General features: G+C 72.0%; 23 protein-coding genes and 1 pseudogene. 9 read left to right on the top strand and 15 right to left on the bottom strand.

All coding sequences use genetic code 11. The features are described from left to right. Positions 1-108: 108 nt before the first annotated feature. Complete coding sequence (locus ACWCPI_RS32170) at positions 109-1371, bottom strand: DUF5685 family protein (RefSeq protein ID WP_451041471.1); 1263 nt, start codon at positions 1369-1371, stop codon at positions 109-111. Between the two features lie 321 nt (positions 1372-1692). Here ACWCPI_RS32170 and ACWCPI_RS32165 point away from each other — a divergent pair, with 321 nt between their 5' ends. Continuing rightward, on the top strand, positions 1693-2130 hold the full coding sequence (locus ACWCPI_RS32165) for a cell division protein SepF (protein WP_451041470.1): 438 nt from the start codon (positions 1693-1695) through the stop codon (positions 2128-2130). A gap of 37 nt (positions 2131-2167) precedes the next feature. Here ACWCPI_RS32165 and ACWCPI_RS32160 read toward each other — a convergent pair whose 3' ends face one another. After that, positions 2168-3358: an acyl-CoA dehydrogenase family protein gene (locus tag ACWCPI_RS32160; RefSeq protein WP_451041469.1), complete on the bottom strand. Its 1191-nt coding sequence runs from the start codon at positions 3356-3358 to the stop codon at positions 2168-2170. Between the two features lie 114 nt (positions 3359-3472). Then, a complete protein-coding gene (locus ACWCPI_RS32155) occupies positions 3473-5074 on the bottom strand; it encodes an MFS transporter (RefSeq protein ID WP_451041468.1) in 1602 nt (533 codons plus the stop codon). 262 nt (positions 5075-5336) lie between these two features. On the opposite strand from ACWCPI_RS32155, the gene ACWCPI_RS32150 reads away from it, so the two are divergent. Both ACWCPI_RS32150 and ACWCPI_RS32145 read left to right on the top strand, forming a co-directional pair. Next, positions 5337-6527 carry a mannosyltransferase family protein gene (locus ACWCPI_RS32150; RefSeq protein ID WP_451041467.1) on the top strand — a complete coding sequence of 397 codons (1191 nt, stop codon included), beginning with the start codon at positions 5337-5339 and terminating at the stop codon, positions 6525-6527. Positions 6528-6764: 237 nt separating this feature from the next. After that, on the top strand, positions 6765-7775 hold the full coding sequence (locus ACWCPI_RS32145) for a phosphatase PAP2 family protein (RefSeq protein WP_451041466.1): 1011 nt from the start codon (positions 6765-6767) through the stop codon (positions 7773-7775). An 89-nt stretch (positions 7776-7864) separates the two neighbouring features. On the opposite strand, the gene ACWCPI_RS32140 is transcribed toward ACWCPI_RS32145, so the two are convergent. After that, complete coding sequence (locus ACWCPI_RS32140; protein WP_451041465.1) at positions 7865-8080, bottom strand: I78 family peptidase inhibitor; 216 nt, start codon at positions 8078-8080, stop codon at positions 7865-7867. A gap of 445 nt (positions 8081-8525) precedes the next feature. Between ACWCPI_RS32140 and ctaD the strand changes: the two are divergent. Then, positions 8526-10100, top strand: a pseudogene (gene ctaD, locus ACWCPI_RS32135) (aa3-type cytochrome oxidase subunit I); the annotation flags it as partial. On the opposite strand, the gene ACWCPI_RS32130 reads toward ctaD, so the two are convergent. From ACWCPI_RS32130 to ACWCPI_RS32115, 4 genes are all read right to left on the bottom strand, one after another. Further along, positions 10099-11139 carry a helix-turn-helix transcriptional regulator gene (locus ACWCPI_RS32130; protein WP_451041464.1) on the bottom strand — a complete coding sequence of 347 codons (1041 nt, stop codon included), beginning with the start codon at positions 11137-11139 and terminating at the stop codon, positions 10099-10101. The pseudogene ctaD and the gene ACWCPI_RS32130 sit on opposite strands and share 2 nt — an antisense overlap. Before the next feature lie 7 nt (positions 11140-11146). Beyond that, entirely contained in the window at positions 11147-11590 is a 444-nt protein-coding gene (locus ACWCPI_RS32125; protein ID WP_451041463.1) for a hypothetical protein, read from the bottom strand. A 71-nt stretch (positions 11591-11661) separates the two neighbouring features. Beyond that, positions 11662-12957 carry an ABC transporter substrate-binding protein gene (locus ACWCPI_RS32120; RefSeq protein ID WP_451041462.1) on the bottom strand — a complete coding sequence of 432 codons (1296 nt, stop codon included), beginning with the start codon at positions 12955-12957 and terminating at the stop codon, positions 11662-11664. Next, positions 12932-13501 (bottom strand): hypothetical protein, encoded by a 570-nt coding sequence (locus ACWCPI_RS32115; RefSeq protein ID WP_451041461.1) that lies wholly within the window; start codon positions 13499-13501, stop codon positions 12932-12934. The genes ACWCPI_RS32120 and ACWCPI_RS32115 overlap by 26 nt, the downstream gene beginning before the upstream one ends. A gap of 164 nt (positions 13502-13665) precedes the next feature. Between ACWCPI_RS32115 and ACWCPI_RS32110 the strand changes: the two genes are divergently transcribed. From ACWCPI_RS32110 to ACWCPI_RS32100, 3 genes are read left to right on the top strand one after another with little or no spacing between them, the layout of a single operon-like run. Further along, on the top strand, positions 13666-14142 hold the full coding sequence (locus tag ACWCPI_RS32110; RefSeq protein ID WP_451041460.1) for a hypothetical protein: 477 nt from the start codon (positions 13666-13668) through the stop codon (positions 14140-14142). Further along, the gene (locus ACWCPI_RS32105) at positions 14142-16943 is read left to right on the top strand and encodes an ABC transporter permease subunit (protein WP_451041459.1); all 2802 of its coding nucleotides are present in this window, start codon (positions 14142-14144) and stop codon (positions 16941-16943) included. Before ACWCPI_RS32110 ends, ACWCPI_RS32105 begins: the two co-directional genes overlap by 1 nt. After that, a complete protein-coding gene (locus ACWCPI_RS32100) occupies positions 16940-17614 on the top strand; it encodes an ABC transporter ATP-binding protein (protein ID WP_451041458.1) in 675 nt (224 codons plus the stop codon). Before ACWCPI_RS32105 ends, ACWCPI_RS32100 begins: the two co-directional genes overlap by 4 nt. Here ACWCPI_RS32100 and ACWCPI_RS32095 read toward each other — a convergent pair. Together ACWCPI_RS32095 and ACWCPI_RS32090 are read right to left on the bottom strand one after the other, a co-directional pair. Next, positions 17550-18104 carry a transglycosylase family protein gene (locus tag ACWCPI_RS32095; protein ID WP_451041457.1) on the bottom strand — a complete coding sequence of 185 codons (555 nt, stop codon included), beginning with the start codon at positions 18102-18104 and terminating at the stop codon, positions 17550-17552. The genes ACWCPI_RS32100 and ACWCPI_RS32095 overlap by 65 nt on opposite strands. 102 nt (positions 18105-18206) lie before the next feature. Next, a complete protein-coding gene (locus ACWCPI_RS32090) occupies positions 18207-18884 on the bottom strand; it encodes a LysM peptidoglycan-binding domain-containing protein (RefSeq protein WP_451041456.1) in 678 nt (225 codons plus the stop codon). 540 nt (positions 18885-19424) lie between these two features. Here ACWCPI_RS32090 and ACWCPI_RS32085 point away from each other — a divergent pair. Together ACWCPI_RS32085 and ACWCPI_RS32080 are read left to right on the top strand one after the other, a co-directional pair. Then, positions 19425-20207, top strand: coding sequence for a hypothetical protein (locus tag ACWCPI_RS32085; RefSeq protein WP_451041455.1), 783 nt, complete (start codon positions 19425-19427; stop codon positions 20205-20207). A 90-nt stretch (positions 20208-20297) separates the two neighbouring features. Then, on the top strand, positions 20298-20648 hold the full coding sequence (locus ACWCPI_RS32080) for a hypothetical protein (protein WP_388812782.1): 351 nt from the start codon (positions 20298-20300) through the stop codon (positions 20646-20648). Positions 20649-20696: 48 nt separating this feature from the next. Here the strand turns inward: ACWCPI_RS32080 and der are convergent, their stop codons facing one another. From der to aroH, 5 genes are all read right to left on the bottom strand, one after another. Then, the gene (der, locus tag ACWCPI_RS32075; RefSeq protein WP_451041454.1) at positions 20697-22175 is read right to left on the bottom strand and encodes a ribosome biogenesis GTPase Der; all 1479 of its coding nucleotides are present in this window, start codon (positions 22173-22175) and stop codon (positions 20697-20699) included. Positions 22176-22256: 81 nt separating this feature from the next. Then, the gene (locus ACWCPI_RS32070) at positions 22257-22844 is read right to left on the bottom strand and encodes a lysophospholipid acyltransferase family protein (protein ID WP_451041555.1); all 588 of its coding nucleotides are present in this window, start codon (positions 22842-22844) and stop codon (positions 22257-22259) included. A 56-nt stretch (positions 22845-22900) separates the two neighbouring features. Beyond that, complete coding sequence (gene cmk / locus ACWCPI_RS32065; protein WP_451041453.1) at positions 22901-23587, bottom strand: (d)CMP kinase; 687 nt, start codon at positions 23585-23587, stop codon at positions 22901-22903. Between the two features lie 137 nt (positions 23588-23724). Further along, a complete protein-coding gene (locus ACWCPI_RS32060) occupies positions 23725-24810 on the bottom strand; it encodes a prephenate dehydrogenase (protein WP_451041452.1) in 1086 nt (361 codons plus the stop codon). After that, positions 24807-25169 (bottom strand): chorismate mutase, encoded by a 363-nt coding sequence (gene aroH / locus ACWCPI_RS32055; RefSeq protein WP_451041451.1) that lies wholly within the window; start codon positions 25167-25169, stop codon positions 24807-24809. Before aroH ends, ACWCPI_RS32060 begins: the two co-directional genes overlap by 4 nt. Positions 25170-25292: the final 123 nt, after the last annotated feature.

The raw sequence follows: 25292 nt of genomic DNA, 5'->3' as shown, positions 1-25292 counted from the left end.
CCCCGGCCCGACCCGACTCGGCCGAACCGCTCCCGACCGCCCCAGCAACAGCCGCACCCGGCAGCCACCGCACCCCGCAGCCACCGCACCCGCGATCGCGGCGCACGCCTAGCAGCCGTCGCAGGGACAGCAGTCGCAGCCGTCGCAGTCCCGGCAGCAGCCCTCGCGCTTCTTGCGGGACCACGGGCCCTCGTACTCCTTCGCACAGCACAACTGGCAGGTGCAGCACAGCAGCCAGAACATCCCGCAGCCGGCCCAGAACCCACGCCGCCCCCTCGGGGGCTGAGGCGCCGCTCCACCGCCGAACCCCCCGAAGCCGCCACCACCCCCACCGCCGTACGCTCCCCCACCGCCACCGGGCGCTCCCCCACCACCGGCGTACGCGCTCTGGCCCCCGTAGGGATTCCCACCGGCATACGGATTCTGCGGCGGCACCCCATAGGGCCCCTGCCCCTGCCCGTGCCCGTGCTGTGGCGGCTGCCCATAGGGACCGGGCTGGTGGGAGGCGCACACCGGCACCGTGCCGAACGCCCGGTCCACCGAGCGCCGCAACTCGTGCACCAGAAGCAGATGCGCGAGCCCCGCGTCCGTGAACTCCACTTCACGCAGCGCGAGCCGCACCCCGTGCACGGCGTCGTCGGCGAGGCGCCGCGCCTCGGCGAGCGAAGTCCCCGTGGCCGTCAGCGGGTTCCACGCACCCGACTCGGCGTCAGCCGCCCTGTCCTCCACGGCGTCCAGCAGGTGTGCCAACCGCCCGAAGAGGCGCCCGGCCTCGGCCAGCGGCCCGGCGTTGTGCGGCCGTCCGGCCAGGACCGCGGTGTGCGCGAAGGCGGCGGCGGTCGCCGTCTCGGTCGGTTCGGTGACGCCGAGGATCGGCGTGCCCAGCCCGGCGAGCGCCTCGATGCCGATCTGCCGGTCCACGGCGTCGACGAGCACGGCGGTGTCGAAGCCCACGGCCGAGCCGGAACGGGCACCGGCGGCGCCCCATCCCGCGGCCACCCGGCGCGCGGCGAGCGCCACCGGCCTGCGGGCCAGCAGTCCGTCGCCGTCGGCCACGTGGTCCCGCACCTTGGCAGAGGCGAGTACCAGCGAGACGGCGGCGGCGAGCCGCGCTCCCTCACCCTGCGCGACGGACGCGGTACGCATCCCGCGCAGCGGGCACGGTCCGGCCGTACGCCGCAGTTCACTGTTCTTCTCCGCCTGAGCTTCTGTCAGAACAGAAATGAGGAGACCGTCATAGTTCGTCACGATCCGCGCGAACTGGCCGTGGTCCCCGCGCAACGCGAGGCACAGCCCGCACAGATGCGCCATCCACTGACCGGTGAACTTTTCTCCCAGCCGATGACGGCACGGCCTGACCATTCCGAACATGACGTCCCCCCGAGGTCCCGACGGCGCACTGCGGCGCTGAACTGCCGCATCGTACCCAGCGGAGCACCGATCGCGGCGGCCGCGCCGTTCACCCGTACGCACCCCGCATCACCCGTACGCCGTGAAGAATCATATTTCACTCACAGTCAGCAGCCGTTTGTGGCACGCCCCTTGGGGGACACGGGCTCTCGACGGATTCGCTGTGCACCAGTACCGTCACAAACCCCCCGCGCGGCGTCTATCCACTTGGCGCGACGTCCGCATCATGGATGACCATAGGGATGCGGAATGTAAGAGAGACCGCTGTGAGAGGAGGCGTCCATGGGATCGGTGCGCAAGGCGAGTGCCTGGCTGGGCCTCGTTGACGACAACGATGACGAGCGTTACTACGACGACGACTACTCCGAGGGGACCGAGCCCGGGGATGCCTGGGTCACCGACCCGCGGGTCAAGGTGGCCACGGATGTCGCCGAGGAGAAGGGCCGCCGCATCGGCACGGTCACCCCGGACAGCTTCCGGGACGCCCGCGCCATCGGCGAGCTGTTCCGGGACGGCGTCCCGGTCATCATGAACCTCACGGCCATGGAGCCCGGCGACGCCAAGCGGGTCGTCGACTTCGCGGCGGGACTCATCTTCGGTCTGCGCGGCTCGATCGACCGCGTGTCCAACCGGGTGTTCCTGCTGACTCCGGCCGACACCGAGATCATCAACGGGGAGTCGGCCGCCCACCGCTCGGACGGCTTCTACAACCAGAGCTGAGGCAGGGCCGCTCACCGGCCCTGCCCCCTGGTGGGGTTCAGCGGAAGGCGTCGAGCCCGGTGAGCGCCTTGCCCAGCACGAGCTGGTGCATCTCGACGGTGCCCTCGTAGGTGAGCACCGATTCGAGGTTGGTCGCGTGCCGCATCACGGGGTATTCGAGCGAGATCCCGTTGGCACCGAGGATCGTCCGGGACGTACGGCAGATGTCGATGGCCTCGCGGACGTTGTTGAGCTTGCCGAAGCTGACCTGCTCGGGACGCAGGCGGCCGGCGTCCATACGCCGCCCCAGATGATGGGCGAGCAGAATCCCCTTGTGCAGTTCGAGCGCCATGTCGGCGAGCTTGGCCTGGGTGAGCTGGAAGCCACCGATCGGCCGGCCGAACTGCTCCCGTGACTTCGCGTAGTCGACAGCGGCCTCGAAGCAGGACCGCGCCGCGCCCATGGCGCCCCACACGATCCCGTACCGGGCGTGCGACAGACAGCTGAGCGGCCCCTTGAGCCCGACGACCTCGGGCAGCACGGCATCGGCGGGCAGTCGTACGTCGTCCATGACAAGCTCACTCGTGACGGAGGCGCGCAGGGACAGCTTGTGCTTGATCTCCGGTGCAAAGAACCCGGCGCTGTCGGCCGGCACGACGAACCCGCGGATCCCCTCCTCGGTCTGCGCCCACACGACGGCGACCCCGGCGACGGAGCCGTTCGTGATCCACATCTTGCGCCCGTTGAGCACCCAGTCGGAGCCGTCCTTCTTCGCGTACGTCCGCATGGAAGCCGGGTCGGACCCGTGGTCGGGCTCGGTCAGCCCGAAGCACCCGATGACCTCACCGGACGCCATGCGGGGCAGCCACCGCTGCCGCTGCTCCTCGCTCCCGAACCGGTGGATGGCGTACATCGCGAGGGACCCCTGCACGGAGACGAGCGACCGGATCCCGGAGTCGGCGGCCTCCAGCTCCAGACAGGCGAGCCCGTACTGCACGGCGGAGGCCCCGGCGCACCCGTACCCGCTGAGCGACATCCCGAGGGCGCCGATCTCTCCCAGTTCCCTGGCGAGTTCCCGGATCCCCGGCAGCTCGCCCTTCTCGTACCACTCGGCGACATGCGGCAGCACCCGATCCGCCGCCCACTGCCGCACGGTGCCCCGGACGGCGAGGTCCTCGGGCTCAAGGAGGTCGTCGATACCGAGCGGGTCGGCCGGGTCGAACGGGGGCAACTTCGCGGACGCGGACATGGGACACCCTCCAGCAACGACTAAAACTAGCGGCGCTAGTCACGGCTCTCGGGCCAGACGCTACGACGCGGTGTCCCGCGCGTCCAGTACGGGCCCGGCGGCCCGCCGTGTCGGTCAGGCGGAGACGCGGGACTCGGCGACTTCCCTCGGCTTGGGCAGTTCCACCGCGGGCGCCTCGCACTGCATCACCCGCGGCAACCGCAGCGCCATGGCCGCCCCCAGCAGCAGCAATCCGGCGCTCACCAGCAACGTCACATGCAGTCCGTGCACGAACGAGTCCCGAGCGGCGTGCCGCAGGGCGGCGCCGGCCGGCCCGCCCAGCTGAGCGGCGACCTCGTAGGCCTCCCCCAGCGAGTGCGAGGCCGCCGTGGACGCCGACGCCGGCACGCCCGGGACGCCCGTGAGCCCAGGGGCGTACGCCGCGTTCATCACGCTGCCCAGCAGGGCGATCCCGATCCCGGCCCCCAGCTGGTACGAGGTCTCACCGATCGCCGCCGCCCCACCGGCCTGCTCAGCCGGGGCCTCGCTCAGCATCGACTCGTAGGCGCCGAAGAGCGTCGTCTCCAGGCCGAAGCCGAGCAGTACGAACCCGGACACCATCAGCGCGCAGTTGTCCGCGCGGCCCATCGCCGTCAGCAGCACCACCGCGCCGGCCGTCAGGCAGAACCCGAGGCACACCATGCGCCGGGGGCCGAATCGGCGCAGCATCCGCGCCCCCGCCAGCCCGGCCGCCATGGCGGCGAAGGTCAGCGGCAGCAGCCGCAGTCCCGTCTCCAGCGGCGAAAGGCCCAGCACGAGCTGGAGATACTGCGCCGCGATCAGTTCCAGCCCGACCAGCGCGAGCATCGCCAGCACGATGCACCCGACGGACGTACTGAACGCCGGTCGCGCGAACATCTTGAGGTCCACCAGCGGATACGCCCGGCGCCGCTGCCGCCGCACGAACAGGACCAGCAGCGTCACGCCGATCACCAACGGTGCCAGTGTGAGCAGGCTCACCACGGTCTCCCCGCCGCCGAGCCGCTTCACGCCCAGCACCACACCGAACAGCCCGGCCGCCGCCAGCAGCGCCCCGACCACGTCCCAGGGCCCCTTGCCGTCCCCCTTCGACTCGGGCAGCAGCAGGCGTCCCACCGGAAGGCTGATCAGCATCAGCGGGATGTTGACGAGGAAGACCGAGCCCCACCAGAAGTGCTCCAGGAGGAATCCGCCGATCAGCGGCCCGACCGCCGCGCCCACCGCGGCGACGGCGCTCCAGATGCCGATCGCGAGGGCACGCTCGCGCCGGTCGGGGAAGACCTGGCGCAGGATGGACAGGGTCGCGGGCATGATCATCGCGCCGCCGACGCCGAGCAGGGCGCGGGCCAGGATCAGCACCTGGGGGTCGTGCGCGAGGGCCGCGAGGCCGGAGGCGAGGCCGAAGAGGCCGTAGCCGAGGAGCAGGACCCGTCTGCGGCCCACCCGGTCGCCGAGCGTGCCGAAGAGGATCAGCAGCGAGGCGCACACCAGCGGGTAGATGTCGACGATCCAGAGCAGTTCTATCGCGCCGGGCCTGAGGTCCTCGGTGACGGCGGGCACCGCCACGTGCAGGACGGTCGCGTCGACCGCGACGAGCAGCAGGCTGACGCAGAGGACGACGAGCACGACCCAGCGGTTGGCACCGGCCCCGGCCGCCCTACGGCGCAGCGCAGCGGCAGCCGTGGTCGTCCCGGACATGTACGTACCTCCCAGATGTTCCCTCGCTCTCGGCGGTCACACGGGGTGGGGACTCCCCGTGACCCGGCCGGAGAGGAGCGGTGGTCTCCGGCCCGCGCAACGAAATGGGCGAGTGACTCGTCAGGGTACGCGAGTTCCCGGCGGTGCCGAGTGGCGGACCTCTCACACGTCCGGCGGACAACTGTGGCGTATGCCACTCTCATCCCCTGCGGTTCGCGGTCCGGCCGACCCTCCGGCCGGCGCCGGGCCGATAATCGGGCCCGTGACCGATCTTGCGATGCGTGTGGCCCCGGCCCGTTCCGAGACGCTGCGCCGGGCGGCCCCGGCGCTCCTCGGGTACGTGGCCGTGCGCGCTCTCGGCCTGCTCGCCCTGACCCTGTGGAGCGCGGCGCGCGGCAAGGACGCGTACACCCTGCTGACCGCACGCTGGGACGCGCTCTGGTACACCCGGGTCGCCGAACTCGGCTACGGCTATGAGGTGCGCCTGCCCAACGGGGACGTGCACTCCAACCTCGCGTTCTTCCCGCTGCTGCCCTGGCTGGAGCGGCTGGTGGCGGAGGTCTCGCCGCTGTCGTACGCCGACGGCGGCTTCGCCGTCAGCCTGCTCGCCTCGCTCGCGGCGGCCTGGGGGATCTTCGCGGTGGCGGACCATGTGTACGGCCGTCGCGTCGGGGTGTGCGCGGTTCTGCTGTGGGCCGTGCTGCCCGTCGGGATCGTGCAGTCGATGGCGTACAGCGAGTCGCTGTTCACCGCGCTGGCCGCCTGGTCGCTGTACGCGCTCCTGACCGGCCGCTGGCTCACTGCGGGCGCCCTGGCGCTGCTGGCCGGGCTGACCCGTCCGGTCGGGCTGGCCGTGGTCGCGGCGGTGTGGGCGGCGGGCGTCGCCGCGTTCGTACGGGACCGCGGTCCGGGCCGGTTGCCGGACGCGGACGCCCCGGTCCGGGCCCCCGGCACCCCGGTGCGTCTCGTCGTCGGCATGCTGCTCGCCCCGCTCGGCGCGGCCGGGTACGTCCTGTGGGTCGGCCACCGCACCGGCAGGGGCCCGCTGGGCTATCTGGACGTCCAGGCGGGCTGGCGCAACGGCTTCGACGGCGGTTACGCCTTCGCCCGGTTCGTCGCCGAGAAGTTCACCTCGTTCCCCTCGGCCCTCGCCGGGGTCGGGCTGCTGGTCGGCGTCGGCCTGGTGGTCCGGCTGTACGTCGTGTGCGTACGGCAACGCCAGCCGCTGCCGCTCCTGGTGTACGCGGGAGTCGTCACCGCGCTGGCCCTGTGCGCGTCGAGCTACTTCGGCTCGAAACCGCGGCTGCTGCTCCCCGCTTTCCCGCTGCTCCTGCCGCTCGCCCAGCCCCTCGCCCGGCTGCGTACGCGGGGGGCGGCGCTGCTGGTGGGGGCCGTGGCCGCGGGGTCGGCCGTGTACGGGGCGTTCTGGCTGAACGGCAGCGGTCCGCCCTGACCGCCGGTCACTCCGAGTGTGCGCCGGGAGAATTCCGTATGAGGAAACGGTAAACGAACTCAAAAGCACGAAAAAACGCCCGCCCGGAATGATCAAAAGAATTGAAGGCCAAGGCCCTCTTCGATTACGGATTCGGTGGAAATAAACCTTCCACTGAGAGGAATCCCACATCACATCGTCATCACAAACCCGGTGAATCGACGAGGATCTGAGCTCACTCGCTGTAACGTCGATTGGGTGCGTACCGAACGGAAGCCCACCCGTCTGGACCGGGTGTTCGCCAGACTCGATCGTGAGCCGGAACGACCGGCCCACATCACCGTGCCGGAGATGAGCCGACACCGGATCGTGCTCTTCGGCGCGACCCTGGCCTTCTACGTGGCGATCGTGTGGGCCGTCGTCATCACCTCGTGGCTGGTCCGGCTCGACTGGCAGGTCATGTTCTTCCGGCCGTACCAGCAGTGGGCAGAGATCCACGCCTTCGTCGACTACTACGTGGTGCTCGGCCAGCGCGGCCCGACCGCCGTGATGGTCGCGGCCTGGCTGGGCTGGCGTTCCTGGCGGCAGCACACACTGCGTCCGCTGCTCGCGCTCGGCGTCTCGCTGCTGCTGCTGAACGTCACGGTCGGCGCCGCCAAGATCGGCATGGGCCGCCTCGGACCGCACTACGCGACGACCGTCGGCTCCAACGAGATGTGGCTGGGCGGCGATATATTCCCCAGCGGCCACACCGCCAACGCCGTGGTGACCTGGGGAATCCTGGCCTACCTGGCCTCGACCCCGAGAGCGCGCCGCTGGCTGTCGGCCCTGTCGGCGGTGACCTCGCTGGGCGTCGGCCTGTCCACCGTGTATCTCGGTACGCACTGGCTGAGCGACGTACTGCTCGGCTGGGCCGCCGGACTGCTGATCCTGCTCGCCCTGCCGTGGTTCGAGCCGCTGATCGCCCGCTCCGAGGCCTGGATCTTCGACCTGCGCGACCGCTGGCGCGAGCGCCGGGCCGGCTCGGTCGCCGCGCCCACCGCCACACCGGTCCAGGCTCCGGTGCTGCTCACGACGCGTCCCGCGGCCACCGACGACGAGGTGGCGGCATGCGATACGGCCCGCTCGCCCCGGCCTCCCGTCCATCTGGCTCCCGGCCCGCACACGGCCCGCACCGAGCGCACCCCGGTCGGCGGCCGCCGCCCCCCGCATCCGGACCGCATCGCCCGCGGCACGGCCCCGAAGGCCCGCTTCATCCCGGGGGGCTGAGCGACTTCGGCTCGCGGGCCGGTACGCACATCACGCCCGCACCACGACGGCCCCGGCTGCTTCGCAGGAGCCGGGGCCGTCCCGCTGTGTCAGCCCTTCCAGGCCTTCGCCACGTGGCCGTCCTCGACCTCGAAGTTCAGGCGACCGCTCCGGTATTCCATGGTGATGATCGCCCCCGGCGGCAGCGAGCGCACCGTGGACCACCCTCGCTCTCGGGCACGTCGCTCGGCCCGGTCGGCATCGAGTCCGACGTAGGAGTCCGGGCTGTCCTGGGGTTCGGCAGGGGGATTCGGAATGGGTGCCATGCCGCCACGCTAGGGCCTGCGGGAAGGATCGGGCCAGAGCCGGGCGGGGAACCTTGTAGCGGCCATCCGGGTCACACATCCCCCTCCGGTCACGCTTTTGTCACAGGATCACGACACGCGTTTCGACTCCACTCCGTCACACGGACGAGCGGTTCCATAGGCCTTCCGCGGGCATTCGATCGTAATTTCCGCGTGTCGCGACGGCCCCGCCTCCAGCCCGGCGGAAAAGTTCCCTGAGAACGATCCCCGGACCCCTTTTCCCTCCCATTTCGCGCGGGCCGCGGAAGCCGGTGCCGCACAGGAAAAACATGGTTCCGGCACATGGCCTGCGCACGCCCCCTGTCGGAGCGTCGCCGCCGCGAGCATCATGGCCTGAGCTCGCGTCGACGCGTGCGGCGCGGGTGGTGCGGGCCCGGGGCGCGACGAGCGAAGGGGCGAGCGAGCGATGGGGACGCAGACCGTACAGGCGACGGCACGGCCCAGGGGGAGCAGACTGCCCGGCGGCCGCGTGGTCGTCGACTGGCTGACCACCACCGACCACAAGAAGATCGGCCATCTCTACCTGATCACGTCGTTCGTGTTCTTCCTGACCGGCGGTGTGATGGCCCTGCTGATGCGTGCCGAGCTCGCCCGGCCGGGGCTGCAGCTGCTGAGCAACGAGCAGTTCAACCAGATGTTCACCATGCACGGCACGATCATGCTGCTGCTGTTCGCGACCCCCAGCTTCGCGGGTTTCGCCAACGAGCTGATGCCGCTGCAGATCGGCGCCCCGGACGTCGCCTTCCCACGGCTGAACATGTTCTCGTACTGGTTGTTCCTGTTCGGCGGCCTGATCGTGATGGGCTCACTGATCGTGCCGAACGGCCCGGCGTCCTTCGGCTGGTTCGCCTACGCGCCGCTGAACAGCCTGGAGCGCTCACCGGGTGTCGGACCCGATCTGTGGATCATGGGGCTGGCGCTGGCCGGCTTCGGCACGATCCTCGGCGCGGTCAACTTCATCACCACGATCATCGGGATGCGCGCCCCCGGGATGACGATGTTCCGGATGCCGCTGTTCACCTGGAACACGCTCTTCACGTCGATCCTGATCCTGATGGCGTTCCCGGTGCTCGCGGCGGCGCTGCTGGTGCTGGAGGCGGACCGGCGGTTCGGCTCGCAGGTCTTCGACGCGGCGAACGGCGGGGCGATCCTGTGGCAGCACCTGTTCTGGTTCTTCGGGCATCCCGAGGTGTACATCATCGCGCTGCCGTTCTTCGGCATCATCACCGAGATCATCCCGGTCTTCTCCCGCAAGCCGCTGTTCGGCTATCTCACGCTGGTCGCGGCGACGATGGCGATCACCGGTCTGTCGGTGGTGGTGTGGGCGCACCACATGTTCGCCACGGGCGCGGTGCTGCTGCCGTTCTTCTCCTTCATGAGCTTCCTGATCGCGGTCCCGACGGGAGTGAAGTTCTTCAACTGGACCGGCACCATGATCAAGGGCTCGCTGTCCTTCGAGACCCCCATGCTGTGGTCGACGGGCTTCCTGGTGACCTTCCTTTTCGGCGGCCTGACCGGGGTGATCCTGGCGTCGCCGCCCCTGGACTTCCACGTCACGGACACGTACTTCGTGGTCGCGCACTTCCACTACGTCGTCTTCGGCACGGTCGTGTTCGCGATCTTCGCCGGCTTCTTCTTCTGGTGGCCGAAGTTCACCGGCAAGATGCTCGACGAGCGGCTCGGCAAGATCCAGTTCTGGACGCTGTTCATCGGCTTCCACACCACGTTCCTGGTGCAGCACTGGCTGGGCGCGGAGGGCATGCCCCGCCGCTACGCCGACTATCTCGCCGCCGACGGCTTCACGGCGCTGAACACGGTCTCGACGATCGGCGCGTTCCTGCTCGGCCTGTCGACGCTGCCGTTCCTCTACAACGTCTGGAAGACGGCCAAGTACGGCAAGAAGGTCGAGGTCGACGACCCCTGGGGCTTCGGCCGGTCCCTGGAGTGGGCGACCTCCTGCCCGCCCCCGCGGCACAACTTCACGACGCTCCCGAAGGTACGCTCCGAGTCTCCGGCGTTCGACCTGCACCATCCGCGGTACGCGGCACTGACGTCGCAGCCCGAGCCAAAGAGCGAGCAAGCAGGTCGTGAGCCCTCCTGATCTCCTCGATCAGCTCCGGTGGCTCCAGCACCTCGAACTCGAAGCCCATCAGCGTCACATGGATCACCATCACCTCCAGGCTGCCGGCCCCGGTGCGCAGGATGCAGGCGTCGTCGCCGTCGGCCTCCAGCACCCCGGCCGAGGGCGAGATCCGCTCGGCGGCCTCGTGCAGGGGCACCAGCAGCCGGACCACGGCGTGCGCGGCGTACGCGCGCGTGGAGACGCCTCGGGAGACGTATGCGGCGAGGTCCTCGGCGGGCGGGGTGCGCGGGGTGAAACGCGGGCCGTGCGGGGGCCTGGGGGTGATGCGGTCGACGCGGAACGTCCGCCAGTCGTCACGGTCGAGGTCCCAGGCGACCAGGTACCAGCGGCGCTCGCTGCACACGAGGCGGTGCGGTTCGACGCTGCGGCGGCTGGCGGCGCCCTCGTGGTCGCGGTACTCGAAGCGCAGCCGCTCGGAGTCCCGGCACAGGTGGGCGAGTTCGGTGAGTACGGCCGGGTCCACGGAGGAGGGCTGGGGGCCGCGCAGCATCGGCACGGTGAAGGCGTTGAGGGCGCCGACCCGGCGGCGCAGCCGGTTCGGCAGGACCTGCTCCAGCTTGGCGAGGGCCCGTACGGAGGTCTCGCCGATGCCCTCGACGCCGTGACCGGCCGCGGTGCGCAGGCCGACGGCGACGGCGACGGCCTCGTCGTCGTCCAGCAGCAGGGGCGGCAGTTCGGCGCCGGCTCCCAGCTGGTAGCCGCCGCCGGTGCCGGGGCTGGCGTTGACGGGGTAGCCGAGCTCACGCAGCCGGTCGACGTCCCGGCGGACCGTGCGCGGGGTCACGCCGAGGCGTTCGGCCAGTTGGGCGCCGGACCATTCGCGGTGGGCCTGGAGGAGGGAGAGCAGCCGCAGAAGCCTGGCGGACGTGTCGAGCATGGGGTGCCTAACACCTCGGAAATGCGGGGTTCACGGGCGAGTGCGGGTCCATCATGGTTGATCGCGCACCTCCCCGCGGCCCTAACGGGGTGGCCGGTACCCGGCATTCGACGCTGAGGTTCCCCTGGCGGGTCTCGTAGGGGACGCGGGAGGCCGAGGGGTGGACGTCGATGGCGCCGGGCACCAGGCGGTCGGCGTGTTCGTCCCCGACGCTGGCGTACGCGTCCCAGTGGCCCTCGGGCAGGGCGACGCTGCTGGGCAGGGCCGCGCGCAGGCGACCCGTGGTCGCCGGGGCGAGGGGCAGGGTGACCTCCTCGGGGCCTTCGCGGTGGCGCAGGACGAGGCGGGCCGTGTCGGTCGCCCCGGTCGCGGTGACGTCGAAGGTCAGTCCACCGGCCGAGTCCGCGATGCAGTCGGCGTGCAGCGGTGCGGCGTGCGACGGGGACGTCATGCGCTGCGGTTCCTCCCTCGGCTCTGTGTGCTTCGTCGGTTGGACCGACGGCACGGCCCCGTGGTTGCCCGTCAGGGCCGGTAGGGCAACTGCGGCACCTCGAAGCACGTGTCGTTCATGTCTCCCTGGGAGATCCAGCCCCGGCCGTCCTCCCAGCGGGCCACCGACAGACAACTGCGGCGGCTCCGCGGCGGCTCGGCCAGGCGGTCGAAGCGCACGGGGACGAGCAGGCCGTCGGCGGTGTACCCCTGGCTGCGGTTCATGTGGTCGTCGACGCAGGCGCGCGTGATGCCCTCGTCGAGGCACGACTTCGCCGCGTCCGTGAACCACATCGCCGCCGCCCACCCCTCCAGCTGCCACTGGGAATGGGTCTCCAGGCCCTCGGTGGCGTCCCGGAACTCCCGAACGGCGTGATGCTCCGTGTCCTCGTGGTTGCGGGAGGAGCCGGTCGCCCACAGGGCGTTGCGGCAGCGCGGGGCGTCCTCGTAGTCCTCGGCGACGGTGGACGTCCAGTTCTGCACGTTGGTGACCTTGGCGGTGACGTCGGCGCCGACGTCGTCCATCGCCTCGCACAGCCGGGCGTTGCCGTGGCCGTCGATGGCGTCGAAGACGAGGTCCGCGCCCTGCTCCTTCAGGTCGGCCGCCACCGCGCGGAAGTTGGGCAGCGCGAAGTCGACCTGCTCGGCGACGACCTTGTAGCCCTCGGCCTTCAGGCCACGCTCGACGAGGCGGGCGTAGGCGGCGGACGCGGGCTGGTTGTACGAGACGACGGCGGCCGTGCGGGCGCCGTGCTCGCGTTCGAAGTACCGGTAGACCTCGGTGCCGCCGTACTGCTCGCCGTCCCAGCCGGTCGTGCCGTCGCGGGGCGCGAGGCTGCCGTAGATGCCGTACAGGTGCGGGTAGGTGTCGTAGGCGGGCCCGATGGGCTGGCCGCCGATGTCGGGCACGCGCGCGCGTGAGACGCGGGAGGCGCCCGCGTAGTCCAGGGCGGTGGTGGCGACGAGGGCGACGACCTCGTCCTCGTCGATCAGCCGGTGCACGCACTCGTTGTTGCCCACACCGCTGCCGCCGTCGTCGCACTCGCGCACCTCGACGCGGCGGCCGTCGATGCCCCCGCGCGCGTTGAGGCGCTCGAAGAAGGCTTTGGCGCCGTCGCGGGGGCCGGTGAACGCGTTGCCGCCCACGGGGCTCGTGGCGCTGGCGATGATGCCGACGCGGAGCGGGGCGCGGTCACCGGCGGGCACCGAGGAGGTGCCCCGGTCGCGGTGCTCGAAGTCGCTCTCCGGCAGCCTGCTGCCGCACGCCGTACTCAGAGCCAGCACCAGCACGGCGATCGCCGCCTCAACACCCCGGGATCGGCGACCCATTGCCGCTCATCTGCACCAGCGCGCACAGGGTCTTGACGGACACCTTCCAGGTGCCGTCCTGTTCGACGGCGGTTCCGGTGGCACCGGGCAGGGCGGTGGCGCCCTTCAGGGTCAGGTCGTAGGTCACGTTCGCCTCGGTCGGCGAGGCGAACTCCACCTTGGAGACCTTCGCCTGGACCTGCCCGCCGCGCTCGTCGCCGCTGAACGCCCGCAGGACGGGCCCCATCCGGTCGCCGTTCTCCAGGACGGTCTGCTTGTCCTCCAAGGAAGTGCCGGGGTCGAAGAACTTCTGCCAGTTCTGCCTGATCTCCGTCTCGGCCGCCCCGGCGTCGGGGGGCGCGGAGGCGGCCGGTGACTCGGTCCGCTCGACGGTCGGTGTGGGCGGCGTGGCGTCGCCGCCGCCTCCCTCGTCGTCGGTGCAGGCCGCGAGGGCCGGGGCGAGGAAGAGGAGCAGGGCCGCCGCCAGCGCGGTGCCCCGTCCCGCCGCCCGTGGGCCATGGACCGTGGGTGCCTTGCTCCGCCTGAGGTCGCTCCCGAGAACCATCTGGCTCACCACCGGGTGTCGGTCCGGGCGGTGTGCGCCCGGTGCTTTCAGGGTCAGCTTGCAAGGGGCATAGTGCAAGTCCATCGGCAGACATGGAATACGGCCAGGCACATGCACCGAAAACAGATGTGCGTGCAGTGAAAACCGGCATGTGGGAGCCAGCGATGCGGACAGCCCGACTGCGATCCGTGCACCCCGTCCTCTGGGCCGGCTGGGCCGCGCTCGCGGCCGGCGCCGTGCTGTGCGTCATCGGCTGGTACGGCGTCTCCGGCGAGCGGTTCGCCGAGCGGCAGCTGCCGTATCTCGCCTCCTGCACGGTCCCCGGGGCCGCGCTGATCATCGCCGGGTCGGTGCTGCTGACCCACGGCCGGGGCGGGCTCGCGGCCGCGCGCGTGGAGGAGCTGTACGGCCTCCTGGTGGACGCCGAGCCCGCCGAGGCCACGGAGTCCGGGCAGGCGGCCTCGGCGCCGCTCGCGGTCAGCCCGGACCTGCTGATGGTGCCCGGCGGAACCCTCTGGCATCGCGCGGACTGCCCGCTGGTGGCCGGCAAGGTCGAGGCCACGCCGGTGGACGCGAAGCAGGTGAGGAGCGGCGAACTGGGCCCCTGCCCCATCTGTGAGCCGGCCGAAGCGGACGACTGATGTCCACTCTGACGTACGACCTCACTCTGGCCGGTCTGTCGGTCGGCAGCGCCGCCGCGCTCACCGGGATCGGCTTGATCGTGACGTACCGCGCGACCGGGGTGCTGAACTTCGCGCACGGGGCGATCGCGATGGTGTGCGCGTACGCGTTGCGGCAGTGCGTGGTGGAGTGGGGATGGCCGCTGTGGGCGGGCGCGACGGTGACGCTGCTGCTGCTCGCGCCCGGGATCGGGATGGTGCTGGAACGGTTCGTCTTCCGGCCTCTGTCGGTCCTGGGCGGCGATCCCGCGCAGACCCTCGTCGCCTCCATCGGCGTGTTCGTGCTGCTGGTGGGCGGCGCGGCCCTGCTGTGGGGCCAGGGGGCGCGCGACGACGCGCCGGAGCTGCTGTCCGCCGAGCCCTGGGGGCAGTTGGCGGTGGCCGTGCTGCTGGCGGCCGGGGTCGGGGCGGTGATCCGCTGGACGCGCTTCGGGCGGGAGCTGAGGGCGGTGGTGGACGACCGCCGGCTGGCCGTGCTCGGGGGCATCGACGCGGACCGGGTGGCGGCGGCGGGCTGGGCGTTCGGCTCGTTCACGGCGGGCCTGACGGGCGTCCTGCTGGCGCCGTACGTGCGGCTGGACCCGTACGGCATGCCGCTGCTGGTCATGGAGGTGGTGGCGGTCGCCGTGGCCGCGCGGATGCGGAGCCTGCCGGTCGCGGTGGCGGCGGCGCTGGCCATCGGGGTGGCGCAGAGTCAGCTGACGCGCCTGCACCCGTCCGGCTGGGGCGCCCCCCTCCTCCAGGCCGTCGGTACGAACCTCTTCGTCGTGGCCCTGCTGGTCGCCGCCCTGGCCCTCCCGGGCGTCGGTACCCGCGACGCCCTGCCGCGCGCGGCCACCGCACACGTGCCGACCCCGCCGGGCGCCTGGATCGTGGCGGCGGTGCTGTTCCTGCTCCCGCTCGGCTTCGCGGGCTCCGATCTGCATACGTCGGTGCAGGTGCCGGCGCTGGGTGTGGTGCTGCTGTCCCTGGTGGTCGTCACGGGCCGGGGCGGCCAGATCTCCCTGGGGCAGGCGGCGTACGCGGGTCTGGGCGCCCTGTTCACGGCCCTGCTGGCGGCGGGCCGCTTCCCGGGCCTGCCCCGGCTGCCGGAGCTCGCGGCGCTGGCGACGGCGGTGGTCCTCGTGGCCCCGCTGGGGCTGCTGACGGGCTGGCCGGCGATCAGCCGCCGCGGCCTCGCGCTGGCGCTGGCGACCTTCGCGGTGGGCGTCGGCGTGAGCCGCTTCGTCTTCGCCCAGCCGTACGCGGTCGCGGGCCTGTCCCTCGGCCGTCCGGCGGGCTTCGAGGGCGACCGCGCGTACTACGTCCTGGAGCTGGCGCTCCTGGCAGCCGCTCTGCTGACGACCTGGCTGCTGCGCCGGGGCCGCACGGGCCGGGCGCTGGCGGCGATGCGCGACCACGAGGCGGGGGCGTCGGCGGCGGGTGTCCGGGTGCCCTCCCTCAAGCTCCTGGCCTTCGTCTCGGGCGCCGCCCTGGCGGCCCTGGGCGGCGGCATGCTCGGCATGGGCCTGCGCGCCTTCGACCCGGCCGCCTACGACCCCGTCCGCGGCCTCCTCTGGTTCGCCGCGGTGGTGGTGCTGGGCGCCGACAGCACCCTGGGCGCGCTGACCGCGGCCGCTCTCCTGGTCGGCCTGGACGCGGGCGCGCGGGGCGGTGTGGCGGCGGCCCTGATCGGGGTGCTGGCGGTGCTGGTGGGCCGGTTCCCCGGCGGGCCGTACGAGGTGTGGCGGGCGGCGACGGGGAGGCGGCGCTCGCGGCGGGGAGTGACGCTCACGATGGCGGGGGCGCGGGTGCGGCGCCGTCTGCGGTCGCTGGGGCGGGAGACGGCGCCCCGACCGGTCCTGGCGGGGGTGACCGCGTCCGGGTTCGCGGCGGCCCGGCGGGGCGAGCGGGGCGGGCCCGTGAGGACACCGCCGCCGCGGGAAGGCGGTCGGGTGCGCCGCGGGCGGGCCGGTGAAGGCGGCACGGGTGGTTCAGGTGGTCCCGGCGGTTCGGATGGTTCACGTGGTTCGCGTGGTCAAAGTGGAAGGGGCGACGCGGCAGCGGTGCGTGGCCGGCCCCGCCCTCCGGTCCTCTCCGCACGCCGGCTGCAGGCGCGCTACGACGGCTTCACCGCCCTGTCCGACGTGACGCTCACCGTCCCGGCGGCCCACATCACCGCGGTCGTCGGTCCCAACGGCGCCGGGAAGAGCACCCTGTTCCACTGCCTGGCCGGCACGCACCGGCCCAGTCACGGCCAGGTCCTCCTCGGCCCGCGGGACATCACCCGCCTGCCCGCCCACACCCGCTCGCGCCTCGGCATCGCCCGCACCTTCCAGCAGCTGGCCGTCTTCCCGTCACTGACCGTGGCGGAGAACGTCCGCGTGGGCGCCGACCAGGCCGGCGTCCACGACCCGTCAGCCGTCGAGCGAACGCTCCGGCTGCTGGGCCTGGACGGCCCTCTGCGCGCCCGCCCCGCCGCCGGCCTGCCCACCGGCACCCTGCGCCGCGTCGAGTTGGCCCGTGCCCTGGTCGGTGGTCCGCGTGTGCTGCTGCTCGACGAGCCCGCAGCCGGTCTCGACACCGCGGAGGTCATCGCGCTCACCCGGGTCCTGAAGGCCCTCGCCGCCGACGGCACGGCTCTCCTGGTCGTCGAGCACGACCTCGATCTGGTGGCCGGCCTCGCCGACACCGTGCACGTCATGGCGGCCGGCCGCATCGTCGCCTCCGGCCCGCCCGGCCGGGTCCTGCACGCCACGGGCCCCGAGGAGACCCCCGCATGACCACGATCTCCCTGCGCCACGCCCGTGTGCGCTACGGGCCCCTGGAGGCCCTTCACGGCGTCACCCTCGCCGCCGCCGGCCCCGGTCTCACCGTCCTGCTGGGGCGCAACGGATCCGGCCGTACGACCGCCCTGCGCGCCCTGGCCGGGACGGTGGCCCTGTCCGGCGGCGCGGTGGTGTGGGACGGCGTCGACGTCACGCGGGTACCGGCGCACGAAAGGGCCCGCCGGGGGCTGTGCCTGGTCCCCGAGCGACGGGCCGTGTTCGGTTCCCTCACCGTGCGCGAGAACCTCGAACTCGCCGCTGCCTCGTACGACACCGCGCTGCACGCCTATCCCCGGCTCGAACCCCTCCTCGCACGCCGGGCCGGCACGCTCTCCGGCGGCGAGCAGCGCATGCTCGCCCTCTCCCGTGCCCTGTTGGCGGGTGCGCGCGTGGTCCTCGTCGACGAACCCGCGCAGGGCATGTCACCCGCGGTCGCCGCCCGCACCTACGAACTGCTGGGCGACCTGGACGCGTGCGTGGTCATCGCGGAGCAACGACTGCCGCCCGTACTGCGCGCACGGGCGGCACTCGTCCACGAACTGAGCCGTGGCGCGGTCGTGTTCAGCGGAGAGAGCGGCGAATGGGAGCGCCGTGCAGCGCGCCGAACCGGGTGGAGCCCTTCCTGAAGAGCCGTGAGGTGCTGGAGTTCAGCCGGTCCGTGACGCTGGGCCTGCTCAGGTCCATACGGCCCTTGAGCCCGTACCGTGCGGAGCAAACCGGCCAGGCCCCCCACCCCTGCGAGGCCACCACCTTGCGGGCGATGGCGATCTGTTCCTTGCGGCTGGCGAGATCCGCGCGGGGTGCGTACTTGGCCCCGCCGTACCCCACCCAGGTCTGCTGCGAGAACTGGAGCCCGCCGTAGTGGCCGTTGCCGGTGTTGATGCGCCAGTTGCCGCCGCTCTCGCACTTGGCGACACAGCCCCAGGGCCACTGGTCCTTGGCACAGCCGTGGCCGGCGGGTTTGGGCGGCGGTCCTGGGGCCGGTCGTGGTGGCGCCATATGGCTCAAGCGTGTTGCGTGCGCTGCCTGCGGTGCCTGCGCCGCGTGCGCCGTGCCCGGCGCGACAGCGGTGAGCAGGGCGGCGACGAGGGTCATCGTGAGCGGTGTGCATTTCATATGAGCACGCTAGGCAGCTTGTTGCGGCCGACCGCCGAGGCACGTCCGACGAACGCCGGGGCCCCACCCGGTCGGCGGACCGGGTGGGGCGGGTGGCGGTGCTCAGAGCTCGAGCCGCTGCCCGGGAACGATCAGGTGGGGATCGCCGCCGATGACCGACGCGTTGGCGGCGTAGAGCTGCCGCCAGGTGGTCCCGTGCCGGTCGGCGATGCCGCTGAGCGTGTCGCCCACGCGGACGGTGTAGTCACCGCGGGACGAACTGCGGTTGGTGTGGCCCGACGAACGCTCCGACGTCCGTGACGGCGCCGAGGGGGCCGCGGGGGCCGCGTCGGCGGTGGAGGGCGACGCCGAGCCGGTGGCGGGTGCCGCGGGTGCGCCACCGCTTGCTCCGGCCCGTGCCGAACAGGTCGGCCACGCGCCCCACCCCTGGGCGCGCTGGACCTTGGTGGCCACCGCGATCTGCTGGGCCCTGGTGGCCCGGTCCGCCGTCGGCGCGTAGGCCGTGCCGCCGTACGCGCGCCAGGTCGAGGCGGCGAACTGAAGCCCGCCGTAGTAGCCGTTGCCGGTGTTGATGTGCCAGTTGCCGCCGCTCTCGCACTGTGCGATGCGGTCCCACACTCCGCTGTCCGCCGCCGCGGCGTTGCCGGTCGCGGCCAGCAGCCCGAGCGGGGCCAGGAGCACCGCCCCGGCGAGGACCGCGGTGGTACGGGTCCGGCTGCCGTTCGGGGCCTTGGGCGCCCTACGAACGTTGTCGTGAGTGGTATCGGCACATTCGGACATGTAGTTCCCTCTCGCAGGACCCGGGGTTCCCCGAGGCGGAACGCCACCCGCCGCGCCATGGGGCGCGTGGGTCGCGCTCGCCCCGTCCGCCTGGGGCCGTGCGGTGCTTGCCGGTCGGTGCGTGCGGCGGACGTACCCGAGCGGTGCTCGATGCACACGGCGGAGGAATGTAGGGAGGTCGGCGGACCGGCATCAACCAACTCCTCGTCGTTCCAGGCCAGTTCGCCGTTACCTTCGGTATCGGCTTTTTTCAGCCACCCACTTCATTCGCTGATTTCAGGATTTGTCGACCCACCGCCATGGCGATCTGTGACTCACTTCACGCAACCAACTGCCTTGCCTTTCCGTCGAGTTGACGGTGAGTGGGCGGTTCCGTGCCCGCGGTGACCGTGCGCGTCGGATGGTTCGATTCCGTTCGGCGTGGTGCGTGACTCCCGCCACAGATCCTCCGTTGTCTCCTTCATGAGCCCGGGACCCGCCCGGTTCACGGGCCGGGAGCCACCCGGCCCCGCCACGCACCACATCCCGAGGGAGCCACCCGTGCCGCGCATGCTCGACGTCAGCGACGAGGTACGTGCCGAGATCGGCGACGAGGAAGCCGACCGGCTGCTCGCCGGAGAGAACGCACCCGGCAGTTACGACTGCACCTCCTGCCGCACCCCGGGCGACTCCGAACAGGAGCGCACCAGCACCGTCCTGTTCATCGGGGACGAGACCGCCGTCCTCGCCTTCGCCCACGCCACCTGTCTGCCTTCGCAGGTCGTCCAGGTCACCGAGGAGCAGCTTCGGGGCGCGGTGAAGTCCATCACCGGTGACAGGGTCGAACAGGAGCCGCAGTCGATCGTCCCGGAGCAGGCCGTGCTCGGCGTGACCAGCGGACTGGTGCTGATCGCCGGGGAGTTGCACCCCGCGCTGGTCGTCGAGCCGACCGGGCCCATCGTGCGGCCCGGAGGGTTCGGCGCCGGCGACGACTTCCTGCCGCTGCTCATCGAGCAGGGGTTCATGCCGGTGTCGGAACTGGCCGATGTGCCGCCGGTGCTGCACGGCTGGTCGGTGCTGCTGGCCATGGGACAGCTGCACGCTGTCCTGCAGCCGGGGCCGTCCGGGGTACAGCAGGTCGCGTGGTGGCAGGCGCACCAGCCGCTCCAGGTGACCGAAGGATGGCGGACCGCGGCGAACAAGCACCAGCAGGTGCTGATGTTCGCGGCGCCGGTGGGGTCGATCGGGCGCCAGCCCCGGGAGGACCTGCTGCGGGACGCTCTGGACAAGGCGGCTGCCAACGGGAAGCTGGTCGCGGCGGCACTGCCGCTCGCGGGGACCTGAGCGCCCGGGGGACGCCGAGCGCATCCCCGCTGAGCAGGCGATCCCTCACAGCGGCCGCATCTCTTCCCGTGCCGGGTCGTTTGGACATACGTGCATGCATACGACGTTCCCCGCCTTCAGGGCGGCCCATCGGCCACGCCCATCTACGACGCGCTCTACGCCGAGTACGTCAAGTCCTTCCGCTCACTGCCGGGTGACCGCAGCGGCGAGGAGGATCTGGGGTTCACCGCGTTCGGGAACATCCCGCGCGGTACGGGCCCGTACGGCGGACACCGCCCGGGGTCGTTCAGCAGCTCGTACACCGCCTACAGCGCAGGCGCCCACAGCGCCCGCCACGGCGGTGGTCAGCAGCCTCAGTGGCAACGGGTCGGACACATCGGTCCGCAGGGCAGCGGGATGCATCACGTGCCCCCCGCACTGCCACCGGCACGCAGAGGCTGAGCACACGAAAGGGCGGCCCGCGCCGGGCCGCCCTTTCGCTGTCCGTGCCTACTTCTTCTTGCCGCGCTTCTCCCGCACTCGCACCGAGATGTGGATCGGCGTTCCCTCGAAGCCGAACTCCTCACGCAGCCGGCGCTCGATGAAGCGGCGGTAGCCCGCCTCGATGAAGCCCGAGGCGAAGAGCACGAACCGCGGGGGCTTGGTGCCGGCCTGGGTGCCGAAGAGGATGCGGGGCTGCTTGCCGCCGCGGATCGGGTGCGGGTGGGCGGCGACCAGCTCGCCGAGGAAGGCGTTCAGACGGCCGGTCGGAACCCGGGTCTCCCAGCCCGCGAGGGCCGTCTCGATCGCCGGGACCAGCTTCTCCATGTGCCGGCCGGTGCGGGCCGAGACATTGACGCGCGGCGCCCAGGCCACCTGGCCGAACTCGGTCTCGATCTCCCGCTCCAGGTAGTAGCGGCGCTCCTCGTCGAGGGTGTCCCACTTGTTGTAGGCGATCACCATCGCGCGGCCCGCCTCCACCGCCATGGTGACGATGCGCTGGTCCTGCACCGAGATGCTCTCGGCCGCGTCGATCAGGACGACGGCCACCTCGGCCTTCTCGACGGCGGCCGCGGTGCGCAGCGAGGCGTAGTAGTCGGCGCCCTGCTGGAGGTGGACGCGCTTGCGGATGCCCGCCGTGTCGACGAACTTCCAGGTCACCCCGCCCAGTTCGATCAGCTCGTCGACCGGGTCACGGGTGGTGCCGGCCAGCTCGTCGACGACGACGCGCTCCTCGCCGGCCACCTTGTTGAGCAGGGAGGACTTGCCGACGTTCGGGCGGCCGATGAGCGCGATACGGCGGGGGCCGCCGACCCCGGCGCCGCCGAAGGTCTGCGCGGGCGCCTCCGGCAACGCCTCCAGGACCGCGTCCAGCATGTCGCCGGTGCCCCGGCCGTGGAGCGCGGAGACCGGGTGGGGCTCACCGAGGCCGAGGGACCAGAGGTAGGCGGCGTCCGCCTCACCGCTGGGACCGTCGACCTTGTTGGCACACAGCACCACGGGCTTGCCGGCCTTGCGCAGCAGTCGTACGACGGCCTCGTCGGTGTCGGTGGCGCCCACCTTGGCGTCGACGACGAAGACCACGGCGTCGGCGGCCTCGATGGCGAACTCGGCCTGCGCGGCCACGGAGGCGTCGATGCCGAAGACGTCCTGCTCCCAGCCGCCGGTGTCGACGACCTTGAAGCGGCGGCCCGCCCACTCGGCCTCGTAGGTCACGCGGTCACGGGTGACGCCGGGCTTGTCCTCGACCACGGCCTCGCGCCGCCCGATGATCCGGTTGACCAGGGTCGACTTGCCGACGTTCGGGCGTCCGACGACGGCCAGGACCGGCAGCGGCCCGTGCCCGGCCTCCTCGATGGCGCCCTCGACGTCCTCCAGGTCGAAGCCCTCTTCCGCGGCGAGCTCCATGAACTCCGCGTACTCGGCGTCGCCAAGCTCTCCGTGGTCGTGCTGCTCGCCCGAGCCGTCGGAGTGGATGTGGTCGTTCATGAAGTCCGTACCTCGTTCATCGTGGTGATCGGTGGACCGTCCGGAGCCTGTGCACCGGCCTGATCCACTACTCAGTGTCGCCTAGCGACCGGTCAGTCGCCTGGCGTTTTCCAGGTGCGCGGTGAGCTGCTTCTGGATGCGCTCGGTCGCCTCGTCCAGCGCCTTGCGGGTACGCCGTCCGCTGCCGTCGCCCGCCTCGAAGGGGTCCCCGAAGACGACGTCGACACGGCTGCGCAGCGGCGGCAGCGCCTTGGTCAACCGGCTGTGCCGCTCGGAACTTCCCAGCACGGCGACCGGCACGACCGGAGCGCCGCTGCGTACCGCGAAGTACGCGAGGCCCGCGCGCAGCGAGGCGAAGTCGCCCTCGCCGCGGGTGCCCTCCGGGAAGATGCCGAGGACACCGCCGGCGGCGAGCACGTCGAGCGCCCGTGTGATCGCCGTGCGGTCGGTGGTGTCGCGGTCGACCTTCACCTGGCCGATGCCGGTCAGGAAGGGGTCCAGCGGGCCGACGAACGCCTCCTTCTTGATCAGGAAGTGCGTCGGCCGGGGGGCCACGCCCATGACCATCGGTCCGTCGATGTTGTGGGAGTGGTTGACGGCGAATATCACCGGGCCGGTGGCGGGCACCTTCCAGGCACCCAGCACCCTCGGCTTCCACAGCCCGTACATCAGGCCGACGCCGATGCGCCGTCCGACCTCGGCGCCCCGCGCCGAAGGCAGCTCGCTCACTTCGCGGCCCGCTTCTCCTCGACGAGCGTGACGACGCACTCGATGACCTGCTGCAGCGTGAGGTCGGTGGTGTCCACCTCGACCGCGTCGTCCGCCTTGGCGAGCGGCGAGGTCTTGCGGCTGGAGTCGGCCGCGTCGCGCTTGAGCAGCGCCTCGCGGGTCGTGTGCACGTCGGCGCCCTTCAGCTCACCGCTGCGGCGGGCGGCGCGGGCCTCCGGGGAGGCGGTGAGGAAGATCTTCAGGTCGGCGTCGGGCAGCACGGTGGTGCCGATGTCACGGCCCTCGACGACGATGCCCTTCTCCGCCGACGACGCCAGGGAGCGCTGCAGCTCGGTGATCCGGGTGCGCACCTCCGGCACGGCACTGACCGCGCTGACCTTGGAGGTGACCTCGTGGGTGCGGATCGGGCCGGAGACGTCGGTGCCGTCGACGGTGATCGTCGGGTTGTCCGGGTCGGTGCCGGAGACGATCTCGGGCTTGCCGGTCACGGCGGCGATCGCGGACGGGTCCTCGAGGTCGATGCCGTTGCTCACCATCCACCAGGTGATCGCCCGGTACTGGGCGCCGGTGTCGAGGTAGCTCAGCCCGAGCTGCGCGGCGACGGCCTTCGACGTGCTCGACTTGCCCGTGCCGGAGGGGCCGTCGATGGCGACAATCACGGGCTTGGCGGCACCGTTTTCCACGGGGGGACACCTTCCTGGTGCGGTGTGTCGGGATGTGCGGGGCGCGAACGTGCCCCGCACAAGGTTACTGGGTACGCGTCACTCGTCCGGCCGCGCGTGGGCCCGCCGGCCTTCCACCGGCGGGCGGCGGGCGGGGCCTACTGCCGGATCGCCCAGCCCCGCTCCCGCAGCGCGGCGGTGAGCACCGGCGCCGCCTTGGGTTCCACCATCAACTGAACCAGACCGGCCTGCTGCCCCGTCGCGTGCTCGATCCGCACGTCCTCGATGTTGACCCCGGCCCGTCCGGCGTCCGCGAAGATCCGGGCCAGCTGCCCCGGCTGGTCGTCGATCAGCACCGCCACGACCTCGTACGCCCGGGGGGCCGCCCCGTGCTTGCCGGGGACGCGGACCTGCCCCGCGTTCCCCCGCCGCAGCACGTCCTCGACGCCGGTCGTCCCCGCCAGCCGCTTGGCCTCGTCGGACGACTGCAGGGCCCGTAGCGCCCGCACCGTCTCCTCCAGGTCGGCGGCGACGTCGGTGAGCAGGTCGGCGACGGGCCCGGGGTTGGCGGAGAGGATGTCGATCCACATCCGCGGATCGGAGGCCGCGATCCGGGTCACGTCCCGGATGCCCTGGCCGCACAGCCGTACGGCCGCCTCCTCGGCGTTCTCCAGCCGCGCGGCGACCATGCTGGAGATCAGGTGGGGCATGTGGGAGACGAGGGCGACGGCCCGGTCGTGGGCGTCGGCGTCCATCACCACCGGCACGGCACGGCAGTGGGAGACCAGTTCCAGGGCGAGGTTCAGCACCTCGGTGTCGGTGTCGCGGGTCGGTGTCAGCACCCAGGGCCGGCCTTCGAAGAGGTCGCCGGTCGCGGCCAGCGGGCCGGACTTCTCGCGGCCCGACATGGGATGGGTGCCGATGTACGCCGACAGGTCGAGCCCGAGCGCCTCCAGCTCACGGCGCGGTCCGCCCTTGACGCTGGCCACGTCGAGGTAGCCGCGCGCCACGCCACGCCGCATGGCGTCGGCGAGCACCCCGGCGACGTGGGCGGGCGGGGCGGCGACGATCGCGAGGTCCACCGGGCCCTCGGGCGCCTCGTCGGTGCCGGCGCCGAGCGCGGCCGCCGTACGGGCCTGCTCGGGGTCGCGGTCGGCGAGATGGACGACGACACCGCGCTGGGACAGGGCGAGGGCGGCGGACGTGCCGATGAGGCCGGCGCCGATGACGAGTGCGGTTCTCACTGGGCGATGTCCTTGCGCAGGGCGGCCGCGGCACCGAGGTAGACGTGCGCGATGTCGGCGCGGGGCCGGTCGGACTCGATGTGCGCGAGGAGACGTACGACCCGGGGCATGGCGCCCTCGATGTCCAGCTCCTGGGCGCAGATCAGCGGGACGTCCACGATCCCGAGCTTGCGGGCGGCCGCCGCCGGGAAGTCGCTGTGCAGGTCGGGTGTGGCCGTGAACCAGATGCTGATCAGGTCGTCGGCGCTCAGACCGTTCCGCTCCAGGACGGCGGTGAGCAGGGCACCCACCTGCTCGTCCATGTGGCCGGCCTCGTCCCGCTCCAGCTGGACGGCCCCCCGGACCGCTCGTACCGCCACGGCACTGCTCCTTGCTGCTCTATGCATCGGCTCTACGGCTGTCCAGCCTAGTCAGCCCGTGTGCATCGGACGCGCGTCGCCCGCCGGCTGAGACACCCATGAGAAATGCACCATATGAGTTGG

The organism is Streptomyces sp. NPDC001920 (assembly GCF_053594495.1).
The sequence above is the reverse complement of the archived record's forward strand: the minus strand, read 5'-3'. Positions and strand labels throughout refer to the sequence as shown.

Excerpts from the sequence above, each read along its gene's own strand:
- ACWCPI_RS32130 (WP_451041464.1), bottom strand. The coding sequence starts at position 11,139 with ATGCTCGACACGTCCGCCAGGCTTCTGCGGCTGCTCTCCCTCCTCCAG.
- der (WP_451041454.1), bottom strand. The coding sequence starts at position 22,175 with ATGAACGACCACATCCACTCCGACGGCTCGGGCGAGCAGCACGACCAC.
- ACWCPI_RS32120 (WP_451041462.1), bottom strand. The coding sequence starts at position 12,957 with ATGGGTCGCCGATCCCGGGGTGTTGAGGCGGCGATCGCCGTGCTGGTG.
- ACWCPI_RS32115 (WP_451041461.1), bottom strand. The coding sequence starts at position 13,501 with ATGGTTCTCGGGAGCGACCTCAGGCGGAGCAAGGCACCCACGGTCCAT.
- ACWCPI_RS32125 (WP_451041463.1), bottom strand. The coding sequence starts at position 11,590 with ATGACGTCCCCGTCGCACGCCGCACCGCTGCACGCCGACTGCATCGCG.
- ACWCPI_RS32165 (WP_451041470.1), top strand. The coding sequence starts at position 1,693 with ATGGGATCGGTGCGCAAGGCGAGTGCCTGGCTGGGCCTCGTTGACGAC.
- ACWCPI_RS32105 (WP_451041459.1), top strand. The coding sequence starts at position 14,142 with ATGTCCACTCTGACGTACGACCTCACTCTGGCCGGTCTGTCGGTCGGC.
- ACWCPI_RS32100 (WP_451041458.1), top strand. The coding sequence starts at position 16,940 with ATGACCACGATCTCCCTGCGCCACGCCCGTGTGCGCTACGGGCCCCTG.
- ACWCPI_RS32170 (WP_451041471.1), bottom strand. The coding sequence starts at position 1,371 with ATGTTCGGAATGGTCAGGCCGTGCCGTCATCGGCTGGGAGAAAAGTTC.
- ACWCPI_RS32160 (WP_451041469.1), bottom strand. The coding sequence starts at position 3,358 with ATGTCCGCGTCCGCGAAGTTGCCCCCGTTCGACCCGGCCGACCCGCTC.
- ACWCPI_RS32090 (WP_451041456.1), bottom strand. The coding sequence starts at position 18,884 with ATGTCCGAATGTGCCGATACCACTCACGACAACGTTCGTAGGGCGCCC.
- ACWCPI_RS32110 (WP_451041460.1), top strand. The coding sequence starts at position 13,666 with ATGCGGACAGCCCGACTGCGATCCGTGCACCCCGTCCTCTGGGCCGGC.
- ACWCPI_RS32070 (WP_451041555.1), bottom strand. The coding sequence starts at position 22,844 with ATGTACGGGCTGTGGAAGCCGAGGGTGCTGGGTGCCTGGAAGGTGCCC.
- ACWCPI_RS32140 (WP_451041465.1), bottom strand. The coding sequence starts at position 8,080 with ATGGCACCCATTCCGAATCCCCCTGCCGAACCCCAGGACAGCCCGGAC.
- ACWCPI_RS32155 (WP_451041468.1), bottom strand. The coding sequence starts at position 5,074 with ATGTCCGGGACGACCACGGCTGCCGCTGCGCTGCGCCGTAGGGCGGCC.
- ACWCPI_RS32095 (WP_451041457.1), bottom strand. The coding sequence starts at position 18,104 with ATGAAATGCACACCGCTCACGATGACCCTCGTCGCCGCCCTGCTCACC.